Origin of the sequence: Methanobrevibacter millerae, from assembly GCF_900103415.1 — an archaeon.
GTDB classification, from domain to species: domain Archaea; phylum Methanobacteriota; class Methanobacteria; order Methanobacteriales; family Methanobacteriaceae; genus Methanocatella; species Methanocatella millerae.
The window spans coordinates 43,127-62,912 of sequence record NZ_FMXB01000005.1 but is presented as its reverse complement, the minus strand read 5'-3'; the positions used below and the strand labels follow the sequence as shown (position 1 = coordinate 62,912).

At 36.4% G+C, this 19,786-nt stretch carries 23 protein-coding genes; all 23 read left to right on the top strand.

From position 1 onward, the window contains the following. Positions 1 to 3,507, top strand: a complete 3,507-nt coding sequence (locus F3G70_RS03945; RefSeq protein WP_188118067.1) for an Hsp70 family protein — start codon at positions 1 to 3, stop codon at positions 3,505 to 3,507. Positions 3,508 to 3,569: 62 nt separating this feature from the next. Further along, the gene (locus tag F3G70_RS12020) at positions 3,570 to 3,710 is read left to right on the top strand and encodes a hypothetical protein (protein WP_188118066.1); all 141 of its coding nucleotides are present in this window, start codon (positions 3,570 to 3,572) and stop codon (positions 3,708 to 3,710) included. Continuing rightward, positions 3,700 to 4,467: a metallophosphoesterase gene (locus F3G70_RS03940; RefSeq protein ID WP_188118065.1), complete on the top strand. Its 768-nt coding sequence runs from the start codon at positions 3,700 to 3,702 to the stop codon at positions 4,465 to 4,467. Before F3G70_RS12020 ends, F3G70_RS03940 begins: the two co-directional genes overlap by 11 nt. A 76-nt stretch (positions 4,468 to 4,543) precedes the next feature. Continuing rightward, a complete protein-coding gene (locus F3G70_RS03935) occupies positions 4,544 to 6,790 on the top strand; it encodes a RyR domain-containing protein (RefSeq protein WP_149731421.1) in 2,247 nt (748 codons plus the stop codon). Between the two features lie 286 nt (positions 6,791 to 7,076). Continuing rightward, positions 7,077 to 9,386 (top strand): hypothetical protein, encoded by a 2,310-nt coding sequence (locus tag F3G70_RS03930; RefSeq protein WP_149731420.1) that lies wholly within the window; start codon positions 7,077 to 7,079, stop codon positions 9,384 to 9,386. Positions 9,387 to 9,485: 99 nt separating this feature from the next. Further along, entirely contained in the window at positions 9,486 to 9,857 is a 372-nt protein-coding gene (locus tag F3G70_RS03925) for a hypothetical protein (protein ID WP_149731419.1), read from the top strand. Between the two features lie 267 nt (positions 9,858 to 10,124). Then, positions 10,125 to 10,499 carry an energy-converting hydrogenase A subunit A EhaA gene (locus tag F3G70_RS03920; protein WP_149731418.1) on the top strand — a complete coding sequence of 125 codons (375 nt, stop codon included), beginning with the start codon at positions 10,125 to 10,127 and terminating at the stop codon, positions 10,497 to 10,499. Beyond that, on the top strand, positions 10,496 to 10,996 hold the full coding sequence (locus F3G70_RS03915) for a hypothetical protein (protein WP_149731417.1): 501 nt from the start codon (positions 10,496 to 10,498) through the stop codon (positions 10,994 to 10,996). The genes F3G70_RS03920 and F3G70_RS03915 overlap by 4 nt, the downstream gene beginning before the upstream one ends. 2 nt (positions 10,997 to 10,998) lie before the next feature. Then, positions 10,999 to 11,247 carry a DUF2109 family protein gene (locus F3G70_RS03910; RefSeq protein WP_149731416.1) on the top strand — a complete coding sequence of 83 codons (249 nt, stop codon included), beginning with the start codon at positions 10,999 to 11,001 and terminating at the stop codon, positions 11,245 to 11,247. A 10-nt stretch (positions 11,248 to 11,257) separates the two neighbouring features. Beyond that, a complete protein-coding gene (locus F3G70_RS03905; protein WP_149731415.1) occupies positions 11,258 to 11,527 on the top strand; it encodes a DUF2108 domain-containing protein in 270 nt (89 codons plus the stop codon). Beyond that, entirely contained in the window at positions 11,520 to 11,780 is a 261-nt protein-coding gene (locus tag F3G70_RS03900; protein WP_149731414.1) for an EhaE family protein, read from the top strand. The genes F3G70_RS03905 and F3G70_RS03900 overlap by 8 nt, the downstream gene beginning before the upstream one ends. Beyond that, positions 11,777 to 12,358: an EhaF family protein gene (locus tag F3G70_RS03895; RefSeq protein WP_149731413.1), complete on the top strand. Its 582-nt coding sequence runs from the start codon at positions 11,777 to 11,779 to the stop codon at positions 12,356 to 12,358. Before F3G70_RS03900 ends, F3G70_RS03895 begins: the two co-directional genes overlap by 4 nt. After that, on the top strand, positions 12,358 to 13,053 hold the full coding sequence (locus F3G70_RS03890; protein WP_149731412.1) for an EhaG family protein: 696 nt from the start codon (positions 12,358 to 12,360) through the stop codon (positions 13,051 to 13,053). Before F3G70_RS03895 ends, F3G70_RS03890 begins: the two co-directional genes overlap by 1 nt. Positions 13,054 to 13,062: 9 nt before the next feature. After that, positions 13,063 to 13,734, top strand: coding sequence for a hypothetical protein (locus F3G70_RS03885; RefSeq protein WP_149731411.1), 672 nt, complete (start codon positions 13,063 to 13,065; stop codon positions 13,732 to 13,734). Between the two features lie 7 nt (positions 13,735 to 13,741). After that, positions 13,742 to 13,957, top strand: a complete 216-nt coding sequence (locus tag F3G70_RS03880) for a DUF788 domain-containing protein (protein WP_149731410.1) — start codon at positions 13,742 to 13,744, stop codon at positions 13,955 to 13,957. Between the two features lie 7 nt (positions 13,958 to 13,964). Then, entirely contained in the window at positions 13,965 to 14,825 is an 861-nt protein-coding gene (locus tag F3G70_RS03875; protein ID WP_149731409.1) for a respiratory chain complex I subunit 1 family protein, read from the top strand. Between the two features lie 13 nt (positions 14,826 to 14,838). Next, entirely contained in the window at positions 14,839 to 15,096 is a 258-nt protein-coding gene (locus F3G70_RS03870; RefSeq protein WP_149731408.1) for a hypothetical protein, read from the top strand. A gap of 10 nt (positions 15,097 to 15,106) precedes the next feature. Beyond that, the gene (locus tag F3G70_RS03865) at positions 15,107 to 15,409 is read left to right on the top strand and encodes an energy-converting hydrogenase subunit EhaL family protein (protein ID WP_149731407.1); all 303 of its coding nucleotides are present in this window, start codon (positions 15,107 to 15,109) and stop codon (positions 15,407 to 15,409) included. Positions 15,410 to 15,419: 10 nt separating this feature from the next. Then, the gene (locus F3G70_RS03860; RefSeq protein WP_149731406.1) at positions 15,420 to 15,806 is read left to right on the top strand and encodes a DUF1959 family protein; all 387 of its coding nucleotides are present in this window, start codon (positions 15,420 to 15,422) and stop codon (positions 15,804 to 15,806) included. Positions 15,807 to 15,819: 13 nt separating this feature from the next. Then, on the top strand, positions 15,820 to 16,269 hold the full coding sequence (locus F3G70_RS03855; protein ID WP_149731405.1) for an NADH-quinone oxidoreductase subunit B family protein: 450 nt from the start codon (positions 15,820 to 15,822) through the stop codon (positions 16,267 to 16,269). Then, positions 16,266 to 17,390, top strand: a complete 1,125-nt coding sequence (locus F3G70_RS03850) for a hydrogenase large subunit (RefSeq protein ID WP_149731404.1) — start codon at positions 16,266 to 16,268, stop codon at positions 17,388 to 17,390. The genes F3G70_RS03855 and F3G70_RS03850 overlap by 4 nt, the downstream gene beginning before the upstream one ends. Next, positions 17,391 to 18,419 carry a 4Fe-4S binding protein gene (locus tag F3G70_RS03845; RefSeq protein ID WP_149731403.1) on the top strand — a complete coding sequence of 343 codons (1,029 nt, stop codon included), beginning with the start codon at positions 17,391 to 17,393 and terminating at the stop codon, positions 18,417 to 18,419. Further along, positions 18,416 to 19,783, top strand: a complete 1,368-nt coding sequence (locus F3G70_RS03840) for a 4Fe-4S binding protein (RefSeq protein WP_149731402.1) — start codon at positions 18,416 to 18,418, stop codon at positions 19,781 to 19,783. Before F3G70_RS03845 ends, F3G70_RS03840 begins: the two co-directional genes overlap by 4 nt. Positions 19,784 to 19,786 lie beyond the last annotated feature (3 nt).

The following is a 19,786-nucleotide window of genomic DNA, read 5'->3' as shown; positions in this document are numbered from 1 at the left end:
GTGGACTTTGATGAAATTAAACACCAAATAGAAGAATTTTTTAATGGCAAATTTGAAGTTAAAAAATTTCTGGGTGAAGGATCCTTTGCAAAGGTTTACCTTGTAAATCATAATTATATGGATGAGTTAATGGCAATGAAAATCGTTAAGGAGCCATTAACTGCCACAACCAATAAGAAAGACATTTTTCGTGAAGTTTCGCTGGCCTGCCATCTTAGCCATGAAAACATTATAAGCATTTATGATGCCGCTGAAATTTCCGGTTTTGAGGACGGTAAAAATCATGCTTATTTTGTAATGGAATATGTTAGCGGCGGGGATTTGGAACAGTTTTTAAATTCTTTTTCTGAAAATAACATGTTCATGCCGCTAAATCGTAGTCTGGATTTAGTCAAACAGATTCTTAAAGGTTTAAACACACTACACTCAGCTAATCCTCCCATCATTCATCGTGATTTAAAACCCAACAACGTTTTACTCAGTTTCAATGCCTGCGGAGATATTATTATAAAAATTTCCGATTTTGGTTTTGCAAAGGAAGTCACTACAGGCATTTCAGACATTGACATCGCAGGTACAAGGCCGTACATGGCTCCTGAAATATTCAATAAGTCCATATCAACCAGAACAGATATTTATGCTGTCGGCGTTATATTTTATCAGTTACTGACAAACCTCTATCCTTATGATGTTGAGGAATACTCCAATGAGGAGTTAATTGATTTAAAACCTTGGCAAAAAACATTAAACGCTCCAAGCTTTTACAATGATAAAGTATTTGAAGACCTGGATAATATCGTTTTGAAATGTTTGGATTTCAATCCGGAAAACAGGTATTTGGATGCCGGGGAACTTTTAGCCGATGTTGAAAAGGCCATTGAAAAGCATAAATCAACACAAATCATATCTCAGGATAATCTTTCTAAGGATTATAATGATGAATATTCCGAATATATCATTAATGATTCTATTAAAGAGGCTTTTCGACTTGCAAAATGTGAAAATAAACTTCCGGAAGCTATTGAACTGCTGGAATCTGAAGTTTTACAGGATTATGATATTCGTAAATGTTATTCTGAAACTCTCAGAATATGGAAATCAAAGCGTCCCGATGTCAAATTGATTTCAAAGGCGTTCACCGTTAATCTGAAAGGACAAAATTATAAGTTGTCCTGCAATTTCCTGAATGAAGCTATTGCATATAATCCGTCACTTAAAAGCAGATATGCCCATTATATTGATTTGTGGAATATTTTTATAGATTTGGAAAAGCATGGCAGTTTATTCAAGTCAGTTGTTCTGCTTGAAAGTCTGATGGATAGAAATGATGAGATAAAAAAATTTTATAAAGATATCATTCCAATTTTAAAAACATATTCCATTGAGGAAATCGTAGTTGAAGCCATCCGTTTGGTCAATTCAAATAATCTGATGAACGCTGCAAATTTAATGGAGTTTGCAGTCGTTTGCGACGCAAATATCAAATCCAAATACGCATACAAGTTATCCTTATGGAAGCAAAACATGAAAATGCATTTTAAAACTGCCAAACAAGTAAAACAGGATACAATTGATTACGCAATTGACTTGGGAACAACTGATTCAGTAATCTCCTATTTTAACAAGGGAAATCCAGTCATTATTAAAAATTACATGACTGGCGATGAATTTACTCCTTCTGCTGTTTTAATCGATAATCAGGACAGGGTTCAGGTAGGAATAAATGCAAGAAATGCGATTGTTAATAATTCGCCAAATGCAGTATCGGAATTTAAACAGAATATGGGATTTCCGATACCATTTAAATTCAATGAATCTTCACGGATAATGTTTCCCGAAGAATTGTCCGCCATGGTACTTAAGGAATTGAGGCTGTCAGCTTTTAAGCGGTGTGGTGTGGATGTTGAACATGCGGTTATTTGTGTTCCGGCAAATTCCAATCCTCTCAAGACAAAGGCAATCAATGATGCAGCCAACATTGCGGGATTTCGATCCCATAATTTAATTTTAGAACCCATTGCAGTCAGTATTGCATATAACCTTCGAAAGGACAATGCTTATTGGATGATTTATGATTTGGGTGGCGGAACCTTTAATGTAACCATAATTCATGATAATGGTGGTGAAATTGAAAAGTTCGCAACCAACGGTTTAGATAATCTTGGAGGAAATTCATTTGATTGGAAAATCGTCAATGATTTGTTCCGTCCAAAAATAGCCTATGATTTAAATCTGGATGATTTCAGACAGGATAATCCGAAATATTTGGAGGTATTTTCAAAACTTAAAAACGCATCGGAAGTGGCCAAAAAAGAATTAAGTAAAAATGAATGTGCAGATATATCAATCGATAATCTTTTTGAGGATTATGATTTTAACTATAATTTAATGAAAGAGGACTTCAAGAAAAGCATAGAGCCTTTGGTAAAATATACTTTTAAATTATGCATGGATTTATTAAATGAATGCTCTTTAGGTGAGGAAAATATCGAAAAACTGATTCTTGTTGGAGGTTCATGTTTAAGTCCAGTTGTTCGGGAATTGTTGAGCGATGAATTTGATATTGAGATAACCTCAGATTTAAACCCGTTGACTGTCGTTTCGATGGGTGCGGCAATATATGCTGGAAGTTTAGAAAAACCGTCCATCAATATTAAAAAAGAAAAGTTTTCCGTAATTCTAAGCAATAAAAACAACAGAATTAAAGGAAAGGTCTTCTGTCTGGACAATAAATTTTCATTTTTGGATTATTCGATTGAATTTAAAAATAATCAATTTTCATCAGGTAAAATTCCATTGGATATTGATTCGACATTCAATATTGAATTGCCTAATGAAGAATTGACAGTTAATCTTTATAGGGGAAATACTAAAGTGACGCTCGATGAAAAATCTCCTGCGACAATTAATGGCGACAGCACCTACATTCCATTTTTAAGGGATTCATTCAGCATATCTGATAATGATTTCACATTGAAAGAATTATTTAATCAATATCTAAAGCTGCTTAAAGAAGTGGAATGGCTTGATGAATATTCATATTACTCCGATAAAGATCTGATAAATTATATTGGCAGGTTATTTGAAATAGCTCAAAAAGACAATAGTGCATTAAATCAGTGTTCAATCTATCTGAATTATTTGAAATCCAACGTTGAGGATTTAAAAAGAGATTTCCGATATTCAGTTCTTTTGGAAAATGTGGAAAATAAAATGAAAGCAATAAAGGAAAATGGCCTGTTTGAAATGGATGATGATTATGAAAATTATGATTTGAATGAACTGGAGGAGTTTCATTCCGATTTAATTGAAAAATACGTTTTATTGAATAGGGACAATGTTATCGAGGAATGTTTTTTCAATTTAAAATTTGAAGGAGTCTATACAAATAATGAAAAGCTTGCAGCTGAATTGATTGAAAAAGCAAACGTGGCATTTGCCGATAATGACTATGTGGAACTGTTCGGAATAATCAGTCTATTATATGAACTTGATGAGCGTGATTAAATAAAAGACTTTATGTGAGTTAAATATGCTATTATATAAATCTAATAAGTAGAGGTAATTTCATGAAAAAATCAAGGAAACCTACAGTTATTTTAAATAAAAATAAATCTGACGGATTTTTAAATTTAAATTCAAAATCCGAATTGTCAAAAGTCATGGAAATACTTGAAAAGTTAATGGAAGGTGATGAAGATGAAAAATGATAAATTAATCGAATTGCCTGATTATGGTCGTTTAATTGTTGTAACTGATTTGCATGGTGATTTTGATGACTATAATCATTATTTAAGCTTATGGGATAAAAATGACCCTGATTTTCACATTGTTTTTACGGGAGACCTTATTCATTCCATTCATGAAGACGATAAATCCCTAGAAATATTGGATGACGCAATTAAAAAATCACAAAAGTATCCAAATTTCCACACCCTTTTGGGAAATCATGAATGGGCGCACATCGTAAACAGGAATATTTATAAGAATGGTGAGGATCTGCTTTGGAAGTTTACAAATCTAATCTCATTTAAGAAAGGATTTGTGGAACCTTCATTAACGAATTATATTAAATTCTTTAAAACGATGCCTTATTTTTTAAAAACGTCCAATGGATTGTTTATTTCACATGCCGGACCATCTGATAAGATTCATTCAATTGAAGCGTTTGAGAAAATTTTTTATGGGGATTATTTAAATCCGATTTTGGATGATTTTTTATGGAACAGGTATGATTCAATTTATGGCTATACGAAAGACGACATAACCAGATTTTTAGACATCATTGATTCAAAATTCATGATTGTCGGCCATAACGTGGTTGAATCCTATAAGGTATACGGCAAACAGATGATTTTGGCTTCAAGTTTTCAAACTAGAGTAAAGACATATCTTGATTTGGACTTATCCAAGGAAATTACATCAATGAAGGATATTCAAAGGCAGTTGAAATTCATAACGGATTGAAATTTCCGGTAAATGATTGTAAAATAATAATGTTTATTAGAAATTAATTCAAAAAGATAAATTAAAGGTGTAAAAAATGAATGAAAACAATTTAAGGCAGTACATTGATAAGTTTTTCGATGACTTGGTCTTGTATGATGACTATAAGAATGGTCATTACTACAAGGATTTGTTGAAGGCCGGAATTGATGTGTTTTTAGACAATGAAAACTCTTATAATGCATATGAGATTTACAGGACATTTTTCATGATTTATCAGATTACTGCGGAAGACAAGTCTGAAAAAAACAACAAGGTAATGACTATCGTAAAGGAACCTAATACCCTTCTTGACTTGGTCAAGACAATGAAAAAATACGAAGAAAGCACAGGAGACCTGATTGAAAAGCAAAGGGATCATTTCATTCATTCCGTCAATGTTTTCCTTTTGGGTTTGGCTATTTATGCTCAAAACGGTAAATATAGGGAATATTTCAAGAGATATGTTATTAAAAGCCCATATACAAAATACTATAGGCTTGAAAACGGAGACTTTTCAAATGAGGAATTCCTATATCGTTGGGGAGTAGCGGCTCTTTTCCACGATATCGGATATCCCGTTGAAATCATTGGTAAACAACTTAAGAAATTCATAAATGATGGTGTCAAATCAATTTCTCCAACTTATGGTGCAGACACCGCAATCGACTTTAAGGACTTTAATGAGTTCAATACAATCGTCAAAATGAATCCTGAGTTTGCTGACGCTTTTACGGAAGTTTATCCTGAAGCGAAATTCCTGAACCTGTTCAAGCCGACTGACATTGTTGCCCATAAGATTTCCACTGATCTTGAAGGTGTCAACGTAAACGATGTTGCAAAGCATCTTGACAAGTTTGTCAATTATATGGGTGAGCTTGGATTTATAGACCATGGATTCTTCTCATGCATTCTAGTTTTAAATTCATACGGTTATCTGATACAGAAGTATGCGAAAAACAATGACTTTTTCTTCTATCCGATTGTAGACAGCGCATCAGCAATTCTGTTGCACAACTACTACAGAAACGTTTTGCAAAATGATCCTTTTAACTTGAAGGAACTCCATCCGTCCCAGTCACCTTTGGCATTTCTGCTGATATTATGTGATGAGCTTCAGGAATGGAACAGGCAGCCTTTCGGAATAAAGGACAAACAGAAGGGCCGCGTAAACGAACTGCTTTTAAAAATAGACGACGATACATTTGACGTGAAGTATATCGTTAAAAGTGGATCCATGGGGCTGGGCTTTTCAGAGGATAAGGAAAAACTTCTCAGCAACGTATTGTCCATAAGAAGTGTATTCGATTTTGGATTGAGAATAATCACTGATGTCAGACAGCATTTCGTTGTGGGTGAGGATACTAAAGAGGCTTCACAGGCTCCGGATATCCTGCTTAGAAATGTTGAAAACCTGGCCGTTTTAATCCATGAGCATTATAATGAGTTAATCGAAAAGCAATATCAGGATAAAATCGACAATGGTGAGGAAATCGATGAGGATTTCCAAAAGAAATATGATGAAAGAAAGCCTTTCGATGAACTGACTCCTCAGCTTAAGATAGCCAACATAAGACAGGCAAGGTCAATCCCTATTAAACTGGACATGATTGGCTGTGAACTTGCAGATGAGTCCGATGAGCGTGAGGCAATCAATGAATTTTCAGTCGAGGAAGTTGAGGATTTGGCAATTTTTGAGCATGACGAATGGTGTGAAGAGAAGGAAGGTACTGGATGGGTATATGGTGAAGAGAAGGATGTTGAAAATCTTGTTACGCCGTATCTCGTTCCATGGGACGCATTGACCGAGGAAATAAAGGAATTTGACAGGGAACCTGTTAGGGAAATACCGTCCTTAATGCAGTCCATAGGTTTGAAAGTTGTAAGAAGCAAAATCAGGCTTTTAACTTTTGAAATGCATAATCTGCATGACAAAAATACTTCATTCGAGGATTTGCCGGATTACATTAAATACTCTAACTATAAGCAGGCGGATTACCTGATTAAGATTTTGTCCTTAAGGGGATATTCCGTTGTGGACATTGATTCTCCTGGAGAACCGATTACAGGATTCGATCCGGATTCAATAGACTATTTCGCTGAAAGGGAGCATGAAGCCTGGTACAAACTCAAGGTCAATTTAGGCTGGAAATACGGGTCAGTCAAGGACGAAATTTCTAAAACAAATCCTAATCTGGTTGAATGGAAGGCACTTGATTTTGAAAATAAGGAAGCCAACAGAAATACATTCAAAAATCTGCCAGATTTATGTAAAAAAGTTGATTTAAAAATTGTTAAGAATTAATTAACAATTCTTTTATTTTCTTTTTTAATGGAGATTATGGATAATCCTTTTTTCTGTTTATAATAATGATTAATCTTATAAATTCGGGTTCATTGTATGAATTGGACGAAAAAATTAAAAAAAATCAATAACGCACAATTTAAAAATCTTTGCATATGTGCTGGATTTGATTTAAAAATTGTTAGAAAATATTAATAATTCTTTCTTTTTTTCACTATTTTTTTTCATAATTAAGCTTATTTAATAGTTAATATATATATTATATCAACATTTTTTAGGTGAAATTATGAGTGAAAATAACTTGAAAAAATATGTTGATGACTTTTTTGAAGGCTTGGAATTATATGATGATTATAAGAATGGTCATAATTATAAAGGTCTCTTAACTGCTGCAATTGACGTTTTTTTAGAACACGAGAATAATTATACGGCATTTGAGATTTATCAAACCTTTTTCATGATTTACCAAATCACTCCTGAAAATAAGTCTGAAGAAAAAAAGCAAAAGTGTAATCTTGTAAGTGAACCAAACACCCTTCTTGATTTAGTTAATATAATGAAAGATTATGAAGAGAAAACTGGAGATTTAATTGAAAGACAGAGGGATCATTTTATTCACTCAGTTAATGTTTTTCTTTTAGGTTTAGCTATTTATTCTCAAAATAAAAATTATAGGGATGTTTTTAAGAGTTATGTTGAAAAAAGCGAATATGAAAAATTCTACAAAACTAAAGATAAAGAATTGTCTGATGAGGAATTTTTATATCGCTGGGGTGTTGCATCCCTTTTCCATGATATCGGTTATCCATTTGAGATTATAGGAAAACAATTAAATAAATTTATAAATGATGGTGTTAAATCTATTTCAAATACTTATGATGTTGAGGTGAGCATTGATTTTAATGATTTCAATGAGTTTAATTCTATTGTAAGGTTAGAACCTTATGATTTTGCCGATAACTATCGTGCACGCTATGATAATTCCAAAATCATTGATTTATTCAAACCAACGGAAATAATGGCTCATAAGATAGCTCATAATTTCAAATTTAATAAAAATCAATATAATGATTTATTAAAACATTTGAATGCTTTTATTTCCTATATGAAGGAAAATAATTTCATTGATCATGGATTTTTCTCAGCTATTTTAGTTTTAAATTCATATGGTAACTTAATTCAGAAATATGCCAAAAATAAAGATTTCTTTTTCTATCCAATTGTAGATAGTGCAAGTGCTATTTTATTACATAACTATTATAATAAGACATTACAAAAAGATCCATTTTCTCTAGGTCCGTTGTACGTTGAATCTTATCCTATTGCATTCTTATTGATTTTATGTGATGAACTTCAGGAATGGAACCGTCAGCCTTTTGGTGTTATAGATAAACAAAAAGACCATGTCAACGATTTAAATATTACAATTGACAATTCAAATATGGATGTTGAGTATATTTTAAATAGTGGTTCAATGGGTTTGGGTTTCCATAAAGAGAAAAAAGCGTTTATTTATGAGGTTTTGGATATTGAAAGAACAGTATTTCCTAAAGGTTTGTCAGTAACGATTCCCGAAACAGATTTTGAACAGGAAGCTATGTTGGATATGGATATATCTGATATTGATGCACCGCATTTGTTGCTTAGAAACCTTGAAAAATTAGCAAGAAAAATTAATCTGCAGTATAATGACACTAAAAATGATGAATTTGAATCTGGAAAAGAAGATGAAATTGATGAAGAAATAGAAATAGAGATGTTTAATTCATTACGTTCCGATTTAAAATTATCCAATATTCGTCAAGCCAGGTCTATTCCTAAGAAATTAGACATGATTGGTTGTGTAATTGCAGATAAATCTGATGAAAGGCCTGCTATAACTGAATTTTTAAAAAAAGAAGTCACGGATTTAGCTATTTTTGAACATATGGAATGGATGGAAGAAAAAGAAAATACTGGTTGGACTTTAACTGATGGTGATAAGGATGAGGTAAATCTTAAAACTCCATATTTGGTTCCATGGGATGATTTAGATCCTAAAATTCAGCAATATGATATTGATGCAGTAAAGAATATCCCCTCTCTTTTAGATTCCATAGGTTTAAAAGTTGTTCGTTCAAGACTAAGATTACTTACATTTGAAATGCATAAGTTTTATTTAAAGGAAACTGGTGTAAAGACAGTTGAAGTTGATGGGGTAGAAAAGAATATAAGCGATTGTACTCCTAAAGAATTATTTGATGTGTTACCTAATCATATTCAATATTCAAATTATAAACAAGCTGACTTCATTGTTAAAATCTTAAAAGAAAGAAAATATGAATTGGTTGATAAAACTGATAAAAGAGAAAAAATCGAAGTGTTTGATGAAAAAGATTTAGAATACTTTGCTAAACGCGAACATAAAAATTGGTATAATCTTAGAGTTAATTTAGGTTGGACATATGGTAATGGTGAAGGAAAAACTAGTCCTAATCTGGTTTCATGGGACAAATTAGGTGATGAAATTAAAGAAGAGAATAAACGCACTTTCAAAAACCTTCCAATCATGTGTGATATGCCTTTAATTCAATTAAAAATAGTTAGAAGTGAGTAAATTAATTTAATTTACTCCATATTTTTTTTTAATCTATAATTTTATATATGATAAAAAACTAACTTAAAGTAACTAAAATATTTTGGGGGAATCATTCTCATGACAACATCTGAAATAGGCAATAATGTTGTATTTAAAAAACAGTTAGGTTTAAATTATGAAATCGACCAAAAATATGTCGGTTTAAAAATGAAGGAAAATAATATCTTATCTTTTAATTTTAGAGTACCTGGCGCTTTAAAAGATGAAATCGAATCATATTTCAAAAGGTTTAAAATGGGAGAACCTATTCTTGTTGATATCGGTGGAACTGGAGATATGAGATGTGAATTCAAAGGTTTGTCACCGGTTTTAAAAAATAAGGATAAAATGGATTCTTATTTCATTTCAGCTACTTTACAGGAAGATAAGCAGTATAATCCTTTAGAAGAAGAGAAATGTGAAACCTGCAGTGGCTGCGGATTCCACTAGGCGTTTCCATTTTTATATTTTATTAAAAGCTTTACACTATAAAAAAGTAATACTCAATTATCACCTATTAATTAATCTGCAATGCTCAAACCTTTAAAGGAAAGTCTATCAATCACCAAATCTTTCTTATTTTTATTTAAATAAATTAAAAGCCATTTTAATTAATTTTATTACCTTTTAGCTTTTATTTATTATTTTTAAGTAAAAAGATTTATATATTTTTTTAGTTATAAATTAAATTATATTATAATATAAGAGGGAGTTAATATGTTTGAGTTAGTGCACACTACCGTAGGCTCACTAGCTATAGCTAATGTTTATGGTCTTTCAAATATATCAATCAGTTATTTTGATATGATTCTGGCGTATCTGGTAGCTATTGTCGTATCTATCATAGTTGCATTGATTTTAAGAGTTCCATTATTGCCAAGTATGCCTTATAGGTATTCCTTTGATGTAAGTGCAGTTTATCCAACTCCAATTATCGCAATTGGTGTTCTTTCATTATTCCTGGTTTTAAATTACACTTTCAAGTATAATGGACTTTTGCTGGCTGCAATTATCGGAATTTGTTCCGCATTGTTTGTAAAATATTTATTTGATTATATATTCCCATCCCCCGCTCAGGAGGAAGATAAATGAATGAGATAATAGGAGTAATACTGGCCGCAGTTATCTGCTGGCTGAACTTTGTAATCGTTGATACCTATTTCGGACTTCCTGAACAGCCGGGCGTTCAAGGGGCTAGAATCGTTGGGGAATCAATTAAGAAAAGAAATGGAGATATTGCCGGAGGATTCTTCCAGGGAAACATTCTGTGTTCTCCTGACGCATCAGCCGGTACGTTAATAGCATCTATTGGATATCTTGTTTTGGGCATTCCCGGAGGAATCATTGCCGCATTTCTGGTATTTATCGGAAACAGATTATGCGCCGATCCAGGATATGCCGGAACAACCGGAGCTTTAACCGCTACAGCGCTTATTTTTATATTTTCCTTTATAGGACTGACTCCTGAAATGTTTATTGTAGGTATGGTTATAGCCATATTGACTGTCCAAGGTATCGATCAGGTTAAGGCATCTATCCTTCTTGGTAAGATAGCCGATAAGTTTAATAGACATGCCGGGGATGATTGATTATGTACGTTGAAATAATTGGTGTAATTTTAATATTTGTCGCTTTAAGGGCATTGATAACCAAAAACATAGCCGAAAGACTCCTGTATCTAAACGTTATCGGCTTCGGCGTATCTGCGCTCATAGCCCTGGTTATCAACACACCTTTCGCTCTTATCGTTGCGGCAGCATTCTTTATCTGTTCTACAATCAGCGCAAATGCAATTGCTTACACCTTGAAAAAACTGGATGAGGAGATACTTTTAGATTGAGGGGATTACTATGGAGTTTTTCGTATCTTTAATTGCAATTGCATTGATGGCGATTGGTGCCGTGGGCATCATAATGCTTGAAAAGCCTATGGATAAGGTCATAATGTTTTCAATCCTCGATGCAGGATTCCTGCTGACTGTAGTCCTGTTCAAATATCTGGATGTGGCATTGTTTGTTGCCCTGTCCGGTCCGTTGTCAACTCTGGTCTTCATAATGGCCATTGTAAAAATCAAGGAAATCAGATTCAAAAAGGTTGAAAGTGGTGAGTTGCATGATTAGCGTTAATTTGTTCTTCTATTTCGGAATCGTGCTTGCCATCGTCGGCAGTTTGGCCACAGCATGGGGTCCGGGCGTTAAAGACCCTATTGTCAGGACATTCAATACCGAAGTGGCCTCAATAGGAGTATGTTTAATATTATTATCATATAATCATGTGCTTGCGCTATTGACACTGGTTGCGACAACGGTTGTCATTACTTTAATTTTATTCAGAGCTATTATTCGCTTGGAAGAAATGGGGGCGGACGTATGAAAATAGGTAAAATCTGGAATAAGCTGGCTGACCCTAAAAACGTCCCACGTCTCTTTGCATTCTGTCTGGGCGTTATACTGATTATCGGATTTGTAGTGCCTATGGCTTTAAATCCGGATCAAATTTATACAAGGCCGGCTCCTCAAGTTCAAGCTGATGAAGGCCTTGCCTTAGCTCCTTATGACAGGGGCGGTGAGGTATTAAAAGAGCCGGGAATAATTAAGGCACAATATCCTGAAAATTCCAAGGAATTGGGAATGATAACGGGATATATGTCTCCTCTGGCCGAGTGGGTGTCATCGATTTCACCATACTTCGGAACGTCAATCTATTCGTCTCCGGGCGGACTTATCGATGAAGTGCTCTATTATACCAGAGGTTTCGATACGATTCTCGAATCATCAATACTGATGATGGCCTTCATTATAGCCTCATGGCTGACCATCAATTACACGATGAAAAGAAGGGACATCGAAAAGGACCTGAAAAAGGCCGCTGATGATTCCGCAAGAGTGGCTCGCGAAGTCAAGCTAAGCGATGAAAAGGCAAGGGCCAAACAGTTAAGGAGGGATAACTGATGATATTAATACCTTCATATGTTCCGGCCGAGTTCGTTTCAATGTATCTTCCGGCCATTTACGCTGCTTTAATCGTCGGATTTATCGGTTCAATGGCAATAGCCTTGAGAAGGGAAGAGATTCATATCCTTATATTGACTGATTTGATTGGACTTGCCATGATAATTGTCGTTTCCGCAGTCGGAACCGATCTGGCCGAGGCATTGATTCTGCCGGGTCTGGTTGTAGAGCTGGCTGAAACTTTAGCTATTTCAGAAATTTTGATTTCAAGGGAAATGCACAAAATCGAGGCCAATCCTAGAGGAAACTTGACCAAATCAACTTCACTTTTCCCTCAGCCTTTCGCTCTGGACATGGAAATCATGACTACGGCTCCTAATTTCATAGCTTTGGTATTGATAGCTTATGGAATATTTTTGACCGGATTTACCGGAGGTGCAGTAGCCGGTGGAGGAATGGTCTTGTATGCATTGTCTAAAAAGGCAAGAGGAATGCCTGTATTGGTCATTGACGGCATTGCGGGCGTTTCAGGTATAGCATGGTGTTTATGGATTATCGGATTTGTATTGTTCTTTGTTGCTCCTAATTTGTGGGTACTAAGTTTATTCTTGGCAGCTTGCGGTTTACTATTAAAAGTAGCTTCAAAAGTAGGTTTAATAGGTCTGCTTATGAGAGAGGACATTGATAAGGAGTAGGTGGTGAATATGGATTTTGTTACGCTTGGAGGAAATTTGATGGGTACAATATCTCTCGGGGATATTGTATTGTATATTACGCCGCTTAATTTATTCTTATTTGCAGTTCTGCTTGTATTTACATTGCTGATAGCTATCAGTAAGACTGAAACGCAGGTAGAAGCTACGTTCATGAAGCTTTCAAACACCAATGTCAAGGTGGGTAAAAGCGAATTCAAGCAAAGGAGATTTCTGGCAGTAATCTGCGGTATCGCTTCTGCCGGAGCGATGATAACTGGAGATCTGTTTAATTTCACGCTGTTCATGGCATTAATCGGTATCTTGAATATCGGTATCGTTTCTGCAGTTAAACAGACTAGTGTTTTGAACTCAGCATATCAGTACGGATTGATTGCAATGATGTGCAGTCTGCCTTTATTCGGTGGAGCAGCAATTATTCTTGCATCAACTGGAACATTAAGTCTTGCCGTATTGTCTCAGATGCAGGCAACCCCAATGGTTGTTTTCGGTGCAGTATTAATGCTTTTAGGTATTCTGGGTGAAAGCGGAGTTGCGCCGTTTTTTGCAAGCAAGGCGGAAATGTTCAGGACGCCGGGTTCTCCGTTCATCGTTATTATTCACTTGAGCTCTTTGTTTATTATTGTAAGGGCTGTTGAAATATTATTATTGGTATTGTGGTAGTGAGAGTATGGTTAATCAAAAAAGCTTATGTATTGTGTTATTGGTTATATCTACAATAGCCATTCTGGCCTGTTTATTTATAAGTTTAGAGGCCTGGATTGTCTATCTGGTAGCTATAATCGGTATTCCTCTATGGGTCTTGTCATTCGGCCTGCTTACAATGGCCAAGCCGAGAGAGGAAGATAAGGAAGAAAGGGTGAAAGAACCGTTTACTGGATATTAGTGGTATTATGAATTTAATGGCAGATATTTTAATTAATGTGATTATTGCATTCCTGGCGGGAAGCCTGCTTCTAGGTTTGCATAGGAAAATAATGGCACGTGTTCAGAAAAGACCTGGCCCGCCAATCATACAGCATCTATTGCACTCCTTGAAATTCTTCTTTAAGGAAACGGCATTTCCAAATACGGTTTCAATGCCATTCTATATTGGCATTGTATTCATATTGGCTGCAATTTGGATTGTCGGTGTGATTGTAGGTCCCGTTGCAAAGGATTCACTTTTAATATTGTTCGGTGTTTATGCGGTCTACAAGATTGTGGAGCACAATTCAGGATCAAGTTCAGGTTCACCTTACGGAAAGGCAAGCTGTGTAAGGGCAGTATTGTCAGCAGCAACTGAACTGCCGTTATTTGCGGCAATCGTGCTTGTCTATTTAAAGACAGGCTCAATGAATATAGGAAATATTATAGCTTATCAATCTGTTAACGGTCCGCTTGCATTTTCAATACCTCTTGCGGCAATAATGTTTTTCTTGCTACTGTTATCAAAATCTCCATACTCTCCATTTGGAATAACAAAAGACAAGGCATTAATTTCAGGTTTTGAAACGGAGCACTTCGGATTCCTAAGGGGATTCATAATGTTTGCAGAATCAATCTCATGGTATGTAATGCTGTGGGTTTTCTTAACGATATTCTTCGGACCGCTGTCTGCAGTAGGCTATCTGATAGGAATGATTGTGATTACATTCATTACAGGTTTTATCAATGCCGTAACTCCGATTTTGAATCCGAATCATTCAGTAATGACTCAGATAACGGCTGGAGCGATATGCTTTGCAGGAACGCTTATAATGATATTGATTTAGGGATGGGGATAAGATGAGTTCACAAAAAGTTTTGGTATATATGACCGGATTGGTTGCAATTGGCATAATTGTTGTTGGTTTACTTGCGACAGTTCTCCATTCTACGCTTTTAGCTCCAATTCCAATTTTGGGATTGATACTAGCTATTCTTGTATTGCTGACTAATAAGGGTGATTTTGCACATAAGATTGAGAATATAGAGAAAATAATGTTTTTCGTAACGTTTATAGTAATTGTATGTTCATTCATATTACTTTACAAACCGATTTAGGGAGATTATCATGTTAGACTATTTAATTTATTTGCTTGCATTTGTTATCGGATCCATTGCGGGATTGGTATACAGCTATAAGTTGCACGGCGAACCTTTCGTAGCCGACAGTAGTTTAAACATTCCTTATACTATAATTTCCGCAGTTGGTTGGATTTTGGCATTCAATTCCGGAATTGTCATTTTATCCGGAATAGGATTTATCCTGGCAGGTTTTGTCATGGGAGGACGACCTGGATATGGAAGAAAAGAGACAGCTATAGGTCTGGTATTGGCCATAGCCGCTTATATATTATTACACTGGGCAGTATGATGTGATTTCAATGGATGATAATGAAAAATTAGAGTTAATGAAAAATCGTATGGTCGACACTTATGTGATTCAAAGGGATATAATGAAGCCTTTATCCGAAGATTTCGACTGCACGCCTGAAGAGCTGGAGCAAGTCTTTTTTGACTTATTGAACATGTCTGAAGTCTTGTCACTGCACGCCACCTTTGAAACCGCAGAATACGAATGTTTGGTTAAAAGATTTCATGCTGATTTAAGATTATGCTGGTTCGTATCAACTTTGGAATTAATATCCAAGGATGATGCGGTAAATCTTCAAAAAAGACTGGCCCATGAAGTGTTGGGAGGAAAAAACTATTCCGACGCTTTGAAAGAGGGCCATAAGGAAATATTCCAATTATTAAAAAATTCTAGATAAAAAGAGGGAGAAAATGTTAGATTCAATTAAGGATGTTGTGAGGAAAAGCTCAATTCATGTCTGCATCGTAAATTGCGGAGGATGCAATGGATGCGATGTTGAATGCGTTGCGCTTTTGTCTCCAAGATATGATTTGGAGCAATACGGTATTTACGTTCACAATAATCCTCGTGAGGCTGATGTCCTATTGTTGACTGGTGCCGTTACAGAGCAATGGAGAACAAACCTTAAAAGGGTTTACGATAAGGCTCCGGAGCCTAAAATAGTAGTGTCCATTGGAAACTGTCCGATATCAGGGGACGTTTTCAATCAGGAAGGAGGTCACGTTTACGCTCCTGCTTCCAATTTCATTCCAGTTGACGCTTCAGTTCCGGGATGTCCTCCAAGGCCTAGTGAAATTTTAGAGGCCATTTTGGCAGTTGGTCCTCAAGCTATTGCTGATCGTGGGAGGGAGAAGAAATGATAATGCCTATCGGTCCTATTCATCCTGCCTTAAAGGAACCTATTCGTCTTAAACTCCAGACTGAAGGAGAAAGAGTGGTTAAGGCAGAAATAGAATACGGTTATGTGCACAGAGGTATTGAAAAGATTATTGAAGGTCAAACCTGGCAGAGAGGTATTTACTTATCAGAAAGGGTTTGCGGAATCTGTTCATATGAACACACCCAGACTTTCGCCGAAACGATTGAAAACATCTGCGGCGTCCAGGCTCCTCCAAGGGCACAGTTCCTAAGGGTTATTACCAACGAATTAGATAGGATTCAAAGTCATTTCCTTGCAAACTCAACCTTTTTCAAGTCAATGGACCATGAAACTTTATTCATGCAGGTATTGGAGCTCAGGGAGTATGCAATGGATTCAATTGAACTCTTGACCGGTAACAGGGTCAATATGGGATGGAACGTTGTCGGAGGAGTTAAGATGGATGCCGACGAGCGCCATTTCGAGCCTATTTTAGAAAACCTTAAAAAGATAGAAGACCATTTCGAAACCACCCGTGAATTATTTGCCGAAGGTCCGGCTCTAGGTCTTCGTTGTAAGGGTGTAGGATTGATGACCAAGAAGGAAGCAATCAGAGGAAGGGCTGTCGGCCCGATCGGAAGAGGTTCCGGAATAAAATACGATTATCGTGAAGGCCACTATACATATAAGGATTACTTTGACTTTAAAACGATTTGGAGAAAGGAAGGGGACAACTACGCAAGAACCCTCAACAGGTTCGATGAGATTCCAGAATCCATCAGTCTGGTCAGGCAGGCCATTGAGAATATCCCTAAGGGAGACATACGCGTTCCGGTGGAACTCAAATCCGGATACGCCCAGTGGAGAAACGAGGCTCCCCGCGGTGAGGTAACATATACTATTGAAACCAACGGAAACCTGATTAAGCACATTTCAATCAGAACTCCAAGTATTCCGAATATGGATTCATGCGCCAAATACATGATCAGGGACGTTCCTACAATCTCCGATGCGATTTCAACTTATGCATCATGCGATCCTTGCGTTGCCTGTGCAGAAAGGGTAGCGGTTACAAACGAGCATGGCAAAACTTATTTAACTGATTTATATGGGGGAAAGTAAATGTCATCTCTAATGTGGTACATCTATGATTTTGCAAGAAGAGCATGGGCAGATGCGTTTACAAATGCCAAATCCATGCCTGAACTTGCCGAAAAACCGGAAAGGTTTAGAAATTTCCCTACCGTAAATAAGGAGTACTGTATCGGATGCGGAGCATGTACAGTTTCATGTCCTTCACCGAACGCAATCAAGATTGTCCGTGAAAAGGATGATGAAACCGGAGAAGGTTTGACTTATCCGGTTATCTTTAACGGCGCTTGCATTCGCTGCGGATTCTGTGCTGAAGTCTGTCCGACTGACCCGAAAACTCTTGAATGCGGTGAAAATCATTTGATAAGGCCTGAATTCAATATCATTCCTTCCAAAAGGCAGTACATCATTGACGATTATCTGTGTATTAAATGTAAAAAGTGTATGAAAAAGTGTCCCGTCAATGCAATATCAATTGTAAACGACAAGCTGCATGTGGATCAGCTCAACTGCATTTCCTGCGGAGAATGTATTGAGGTCTGTCCTGTAAGCGGAGCAATGAAGGGCGTATTTGTCGAAAACCTTCAGGACCAAAAAGATTTGATTCTTTTGACTGTAAATTATGTTGAAGACTACATAAATTCGAAGGAAGAGGATTTGAGGTCTTTGGAAAAGGACAGGCTGCTTCAGTATGACGTTCCTTTGGATGACATATGGGATGAAGCCCTTAAAATCATTCCTGACGAAGAAGTCAGCTTTGAAATAATTTCCAATGCAATCAACAGACTTAAAATACGAATCATTGACTGGGATAAAAGCAAATGTAAGAAATGTCAGCTGTGCATTCCGGATTGTCCGACAGGCTGCATTTCCTTTGATGAAGATGAAGATACGATTGTAAGAGACAAGAACAGATGTTTGAGATGCAGTATATGTTACCAGACTTGTCCTTTCTCAGTAATAAAATACTTTATTGCAAAATTCTCTCTCGGAGAGGACAGGATTATTCACACTACTGTAAAGGCATCCAATTTAAATGAGGAGCTTTTGATGGAGTGATTATCATGATTGACAGTTATACAAAAACTCCAAGACCGTTAAGGCATGTTGATGTCGATTATCTTATTGACCAGACGAAATGTGAAAAGTGCAAGGACAAGCCATGTCTTGATTCATGTCCTATCGATGCAATTTATATGGATAATGTTGATAATTTAATAAAAATTAAAAATACCTGTTTCGGATGTGTTTTATGCCGAAATTCATGCCCTTATGATGCAATTACCCTTGATGTGCATATGGACCCTCCTATTAAGGAGGAAGTTCCTATCATCAACATCAAGCTGTGTAAGGCATGCGGTGCGTGCGTGCAGGCATGTAAAAATGCTTCAATCCACCTTAAAAGTGACGGAAACAATCCGCCTCACAGTGAAATCGACAAGGATACATGTGTGCGCTGCGGATACTGCTTCAGGGTCTGTCCTACCGATGCAATCAAGTACGGGCAGCTGCTTCCGAAAACCGTTAAGGGCGGAAAAGCCATTGTCGTCAACCAGGACAACTGTATCGGCTGTATGACCTGTACGAGGGTCTGTCCTTCAACAGGTGCAATCAATGTCGGAAGAACCAATAAGCTGCCGTATATCAATCCGGGGTACTGTGCAAGATGTGAGGAATGTATGCATTCATGCCCTTCAGGCGCAATAAAATACTCTTCACGTAAAAAGGCCTATAAGATGTACAGTGAAATCAAGTCATTCGATATAGTTTCCGGAATCGTTGACAATGACATGAAAAGGCTGTCTCTGGACCTCATCAGTCTGAACTCAGTGCTTAAAAGGGTTGCAACTTCAATTTCCATGGAATTCGATGATCAGAACTTTGAAAACTTCATTGAATGCAAGGTAAACGACCACATGGAAAGGGAGCTTGGCGTTGTTCTGGACTCAAGCATTCAAATAAACAAGTTCGACAGGCTCTTCGGTTCCTATCTGATGGATCGAAACATCGAGGTTTACGATAAAAAATGCGTTGCCTGCGGAGAATGCTACAACGTCTGTCCGACCGGCGCAATAGAACTCAACGGTCCGAATCCGATTTCAATTAATAAAAACTGTGTTTACTGCGGAAAATGCGTAGAGCAATGTCAGTTCGATGCAATCGGAGCTTATGATGATTATTACTACAGCAAAGACACCGATTTGTATTATGCAAGGTCATATCTCTACAAGCAGAGGGAAGGGGATTTGTCCATTTCCTCAACCAAGTGTCAGGCATGTGAAATCTGCGTTAGAAACTGTCCGAGTGACGCTTTGGTATTGAATGACGATAAGGTCGATTTCATTGAAGATAACTGTATTTACTGCAGGACCTGTGAAGCCATTTGTCCTGTGGATTCAATAAGGATTATTAACTTCAGGTGAGCA

What these genes read in the sequence shown, in the direction of transcription:
- F3G70_RS12020 (WP_188118066.1), top strand. Translation starts at nt 3,570, where the DNA reads ATGAAAAAATCAAGGAAACCTACAGTTATTTTAAATAAAAATAAATCT.
- F3G70_RS03940 (WP_188118065.1), top strand. Translation starts at nt 3,700, where the DNA reads ATGAAAAATGATAAATTAATCGAATTGCCTGATTATGGTCGTTTAATT.
- F3G70_RS03935 (WP_149731421.1), top strand. Translation starts at nt 4,544, where the DNA reads ATGAATGAAAACAATTTAAGGCAGTACATTGATAAGTTTTTCGATGAC.
- F3G70_RS03930 (WP_149731420.1), top strand. Translation starts at nt 7,077, where the DNA reads ATGAGTGAAAATAACTTGAAAAAATATGTTGATGACTTTTTTGAAGGC.
- F3G70_RS03925 (WP_149731419.1), top strand. Translation starts at nt 9,486, where the DNA reads ATGACAACATCTGAAATAGGCAATAATGTTGTATTTAAAAAACAGTTA.
- F3G70_RS03920 (WP_149731418.1), top strand. Translation starts at nt 10,125, where the DNA reads ATGTTTGAGTTAGTGCACACTACCGTAGGCTCACTAGCTATAGCTAAT.
- F3G70_RS03915 (WP_149731417.1), top strand. Translation starts at nt 10,496, where the DNA reads ATGAATGAGATAATAGGAGTAATACTGGCCGCAGTTATCTGCTGGCTG.
- F3G70_RS03910 (WP_149731416.1), top strand. Translation starts at nt 10,999, where the DNA reads ATGTACGTTGAAATAATTGGTGTAATTTTAATATTTGTCGCTTTAAGG.
- F3G70_RS03905 (WP_149731415.1), top strand. Translation starts at nt 11,258, where the DNA reads ATGGAGTTTTTCGTATCTTTAATTGCAATTGCATTGATGGCGATTGGT.
- F3G70_RS03900 (WP_149731414.1), top strand. Translation starts at nt 11,520, where the DNA reads ATGATTAGCGTTAATTTGTTCTTCTATTTCGGAATCGTGCTTGCCATC.
- F3G70_RS03895 (WP_149731413.1), top strand. Translation starts at nt 11,777, where the DNA reads ATGAAAATAGGTAAAATCTGGAATAAGCTGGCTGACCCTAAAAACGTC.
- F3G70_RS03890 (WP_149731412.1), top strand. Translation starts at nt 12,358, where the DNA reads ATGATATTAATACCTTCATATGTTCCGGCCGAGTTCGTTTCAATGTAT.
- F3G70_RS03885 (WP_149731411.1), top strand. Translation starts at nt 13,063, where the DNA reads ATGGATTTTGTTACGCTTGGAGGAAATTTGATGGGTACAATATCTCTC.
- F3G70_RS03880 (WP_149731410.1), top strand. Translation starts at nt 13,742, where the DNA reads ATGGTTAATCAAAAAAGCTTATGTATTGTGTTATTGGTTATATCTACA.
- F3G70_RS03875 (WP_149731409.1), top strand. Translation starts at nt 13,965, where the DNA reads ATGAATTTAATGGCAGATATTTTAATTAATGTGATTATTGCATTCCTG.
- F3G70_RS03870 (WP_149731408.1), top strand. Translation starts at nt 14,839, where the DNA reads ATGAGTTCACAAAAAGTTTTGGTATATATGACCGGATTGGTTGCAATT.
- F3G70_RS03865 (WP_149731407.1), top strand. Translation starts at nt 15,107, where the DNA reads ATGTTAGACTATTTAATTTATTTGCTTGCATTTGTTATCGGATCCATT.
- F3G70_RS03860 (WP_149731406.1), top strand. Translation starts at nt 15,420, where the DNA reads ATGGATGATAATGAAAAATTAGAGTTAATGAAAAATCGTATGGTCGAC.
- F3G70_RS03855 (WP_149731405.1), top strand. Translation starts at nt 15,820, where the DNA reads ATGTTAGATTCAATTAAGGATGTTGTGAGGAAAAGCTCAATTCATGTC.
- F3G70_RS03850 (WP_149731404.1), top strand. Translation starts at nt 16,266, where the DNA reads ATGATAATGCCTATCGGTCCTATTCATCCTGCCTTAAAGGAACCTATT.
- F3G70_RS03845 (WP_149731403.1), top strand. Translation starts at nt 17,391, where the DNA reads ATGTCATCTCTAATGTGGTACATCTATGATTTTGCAAGAAGAGCATGG.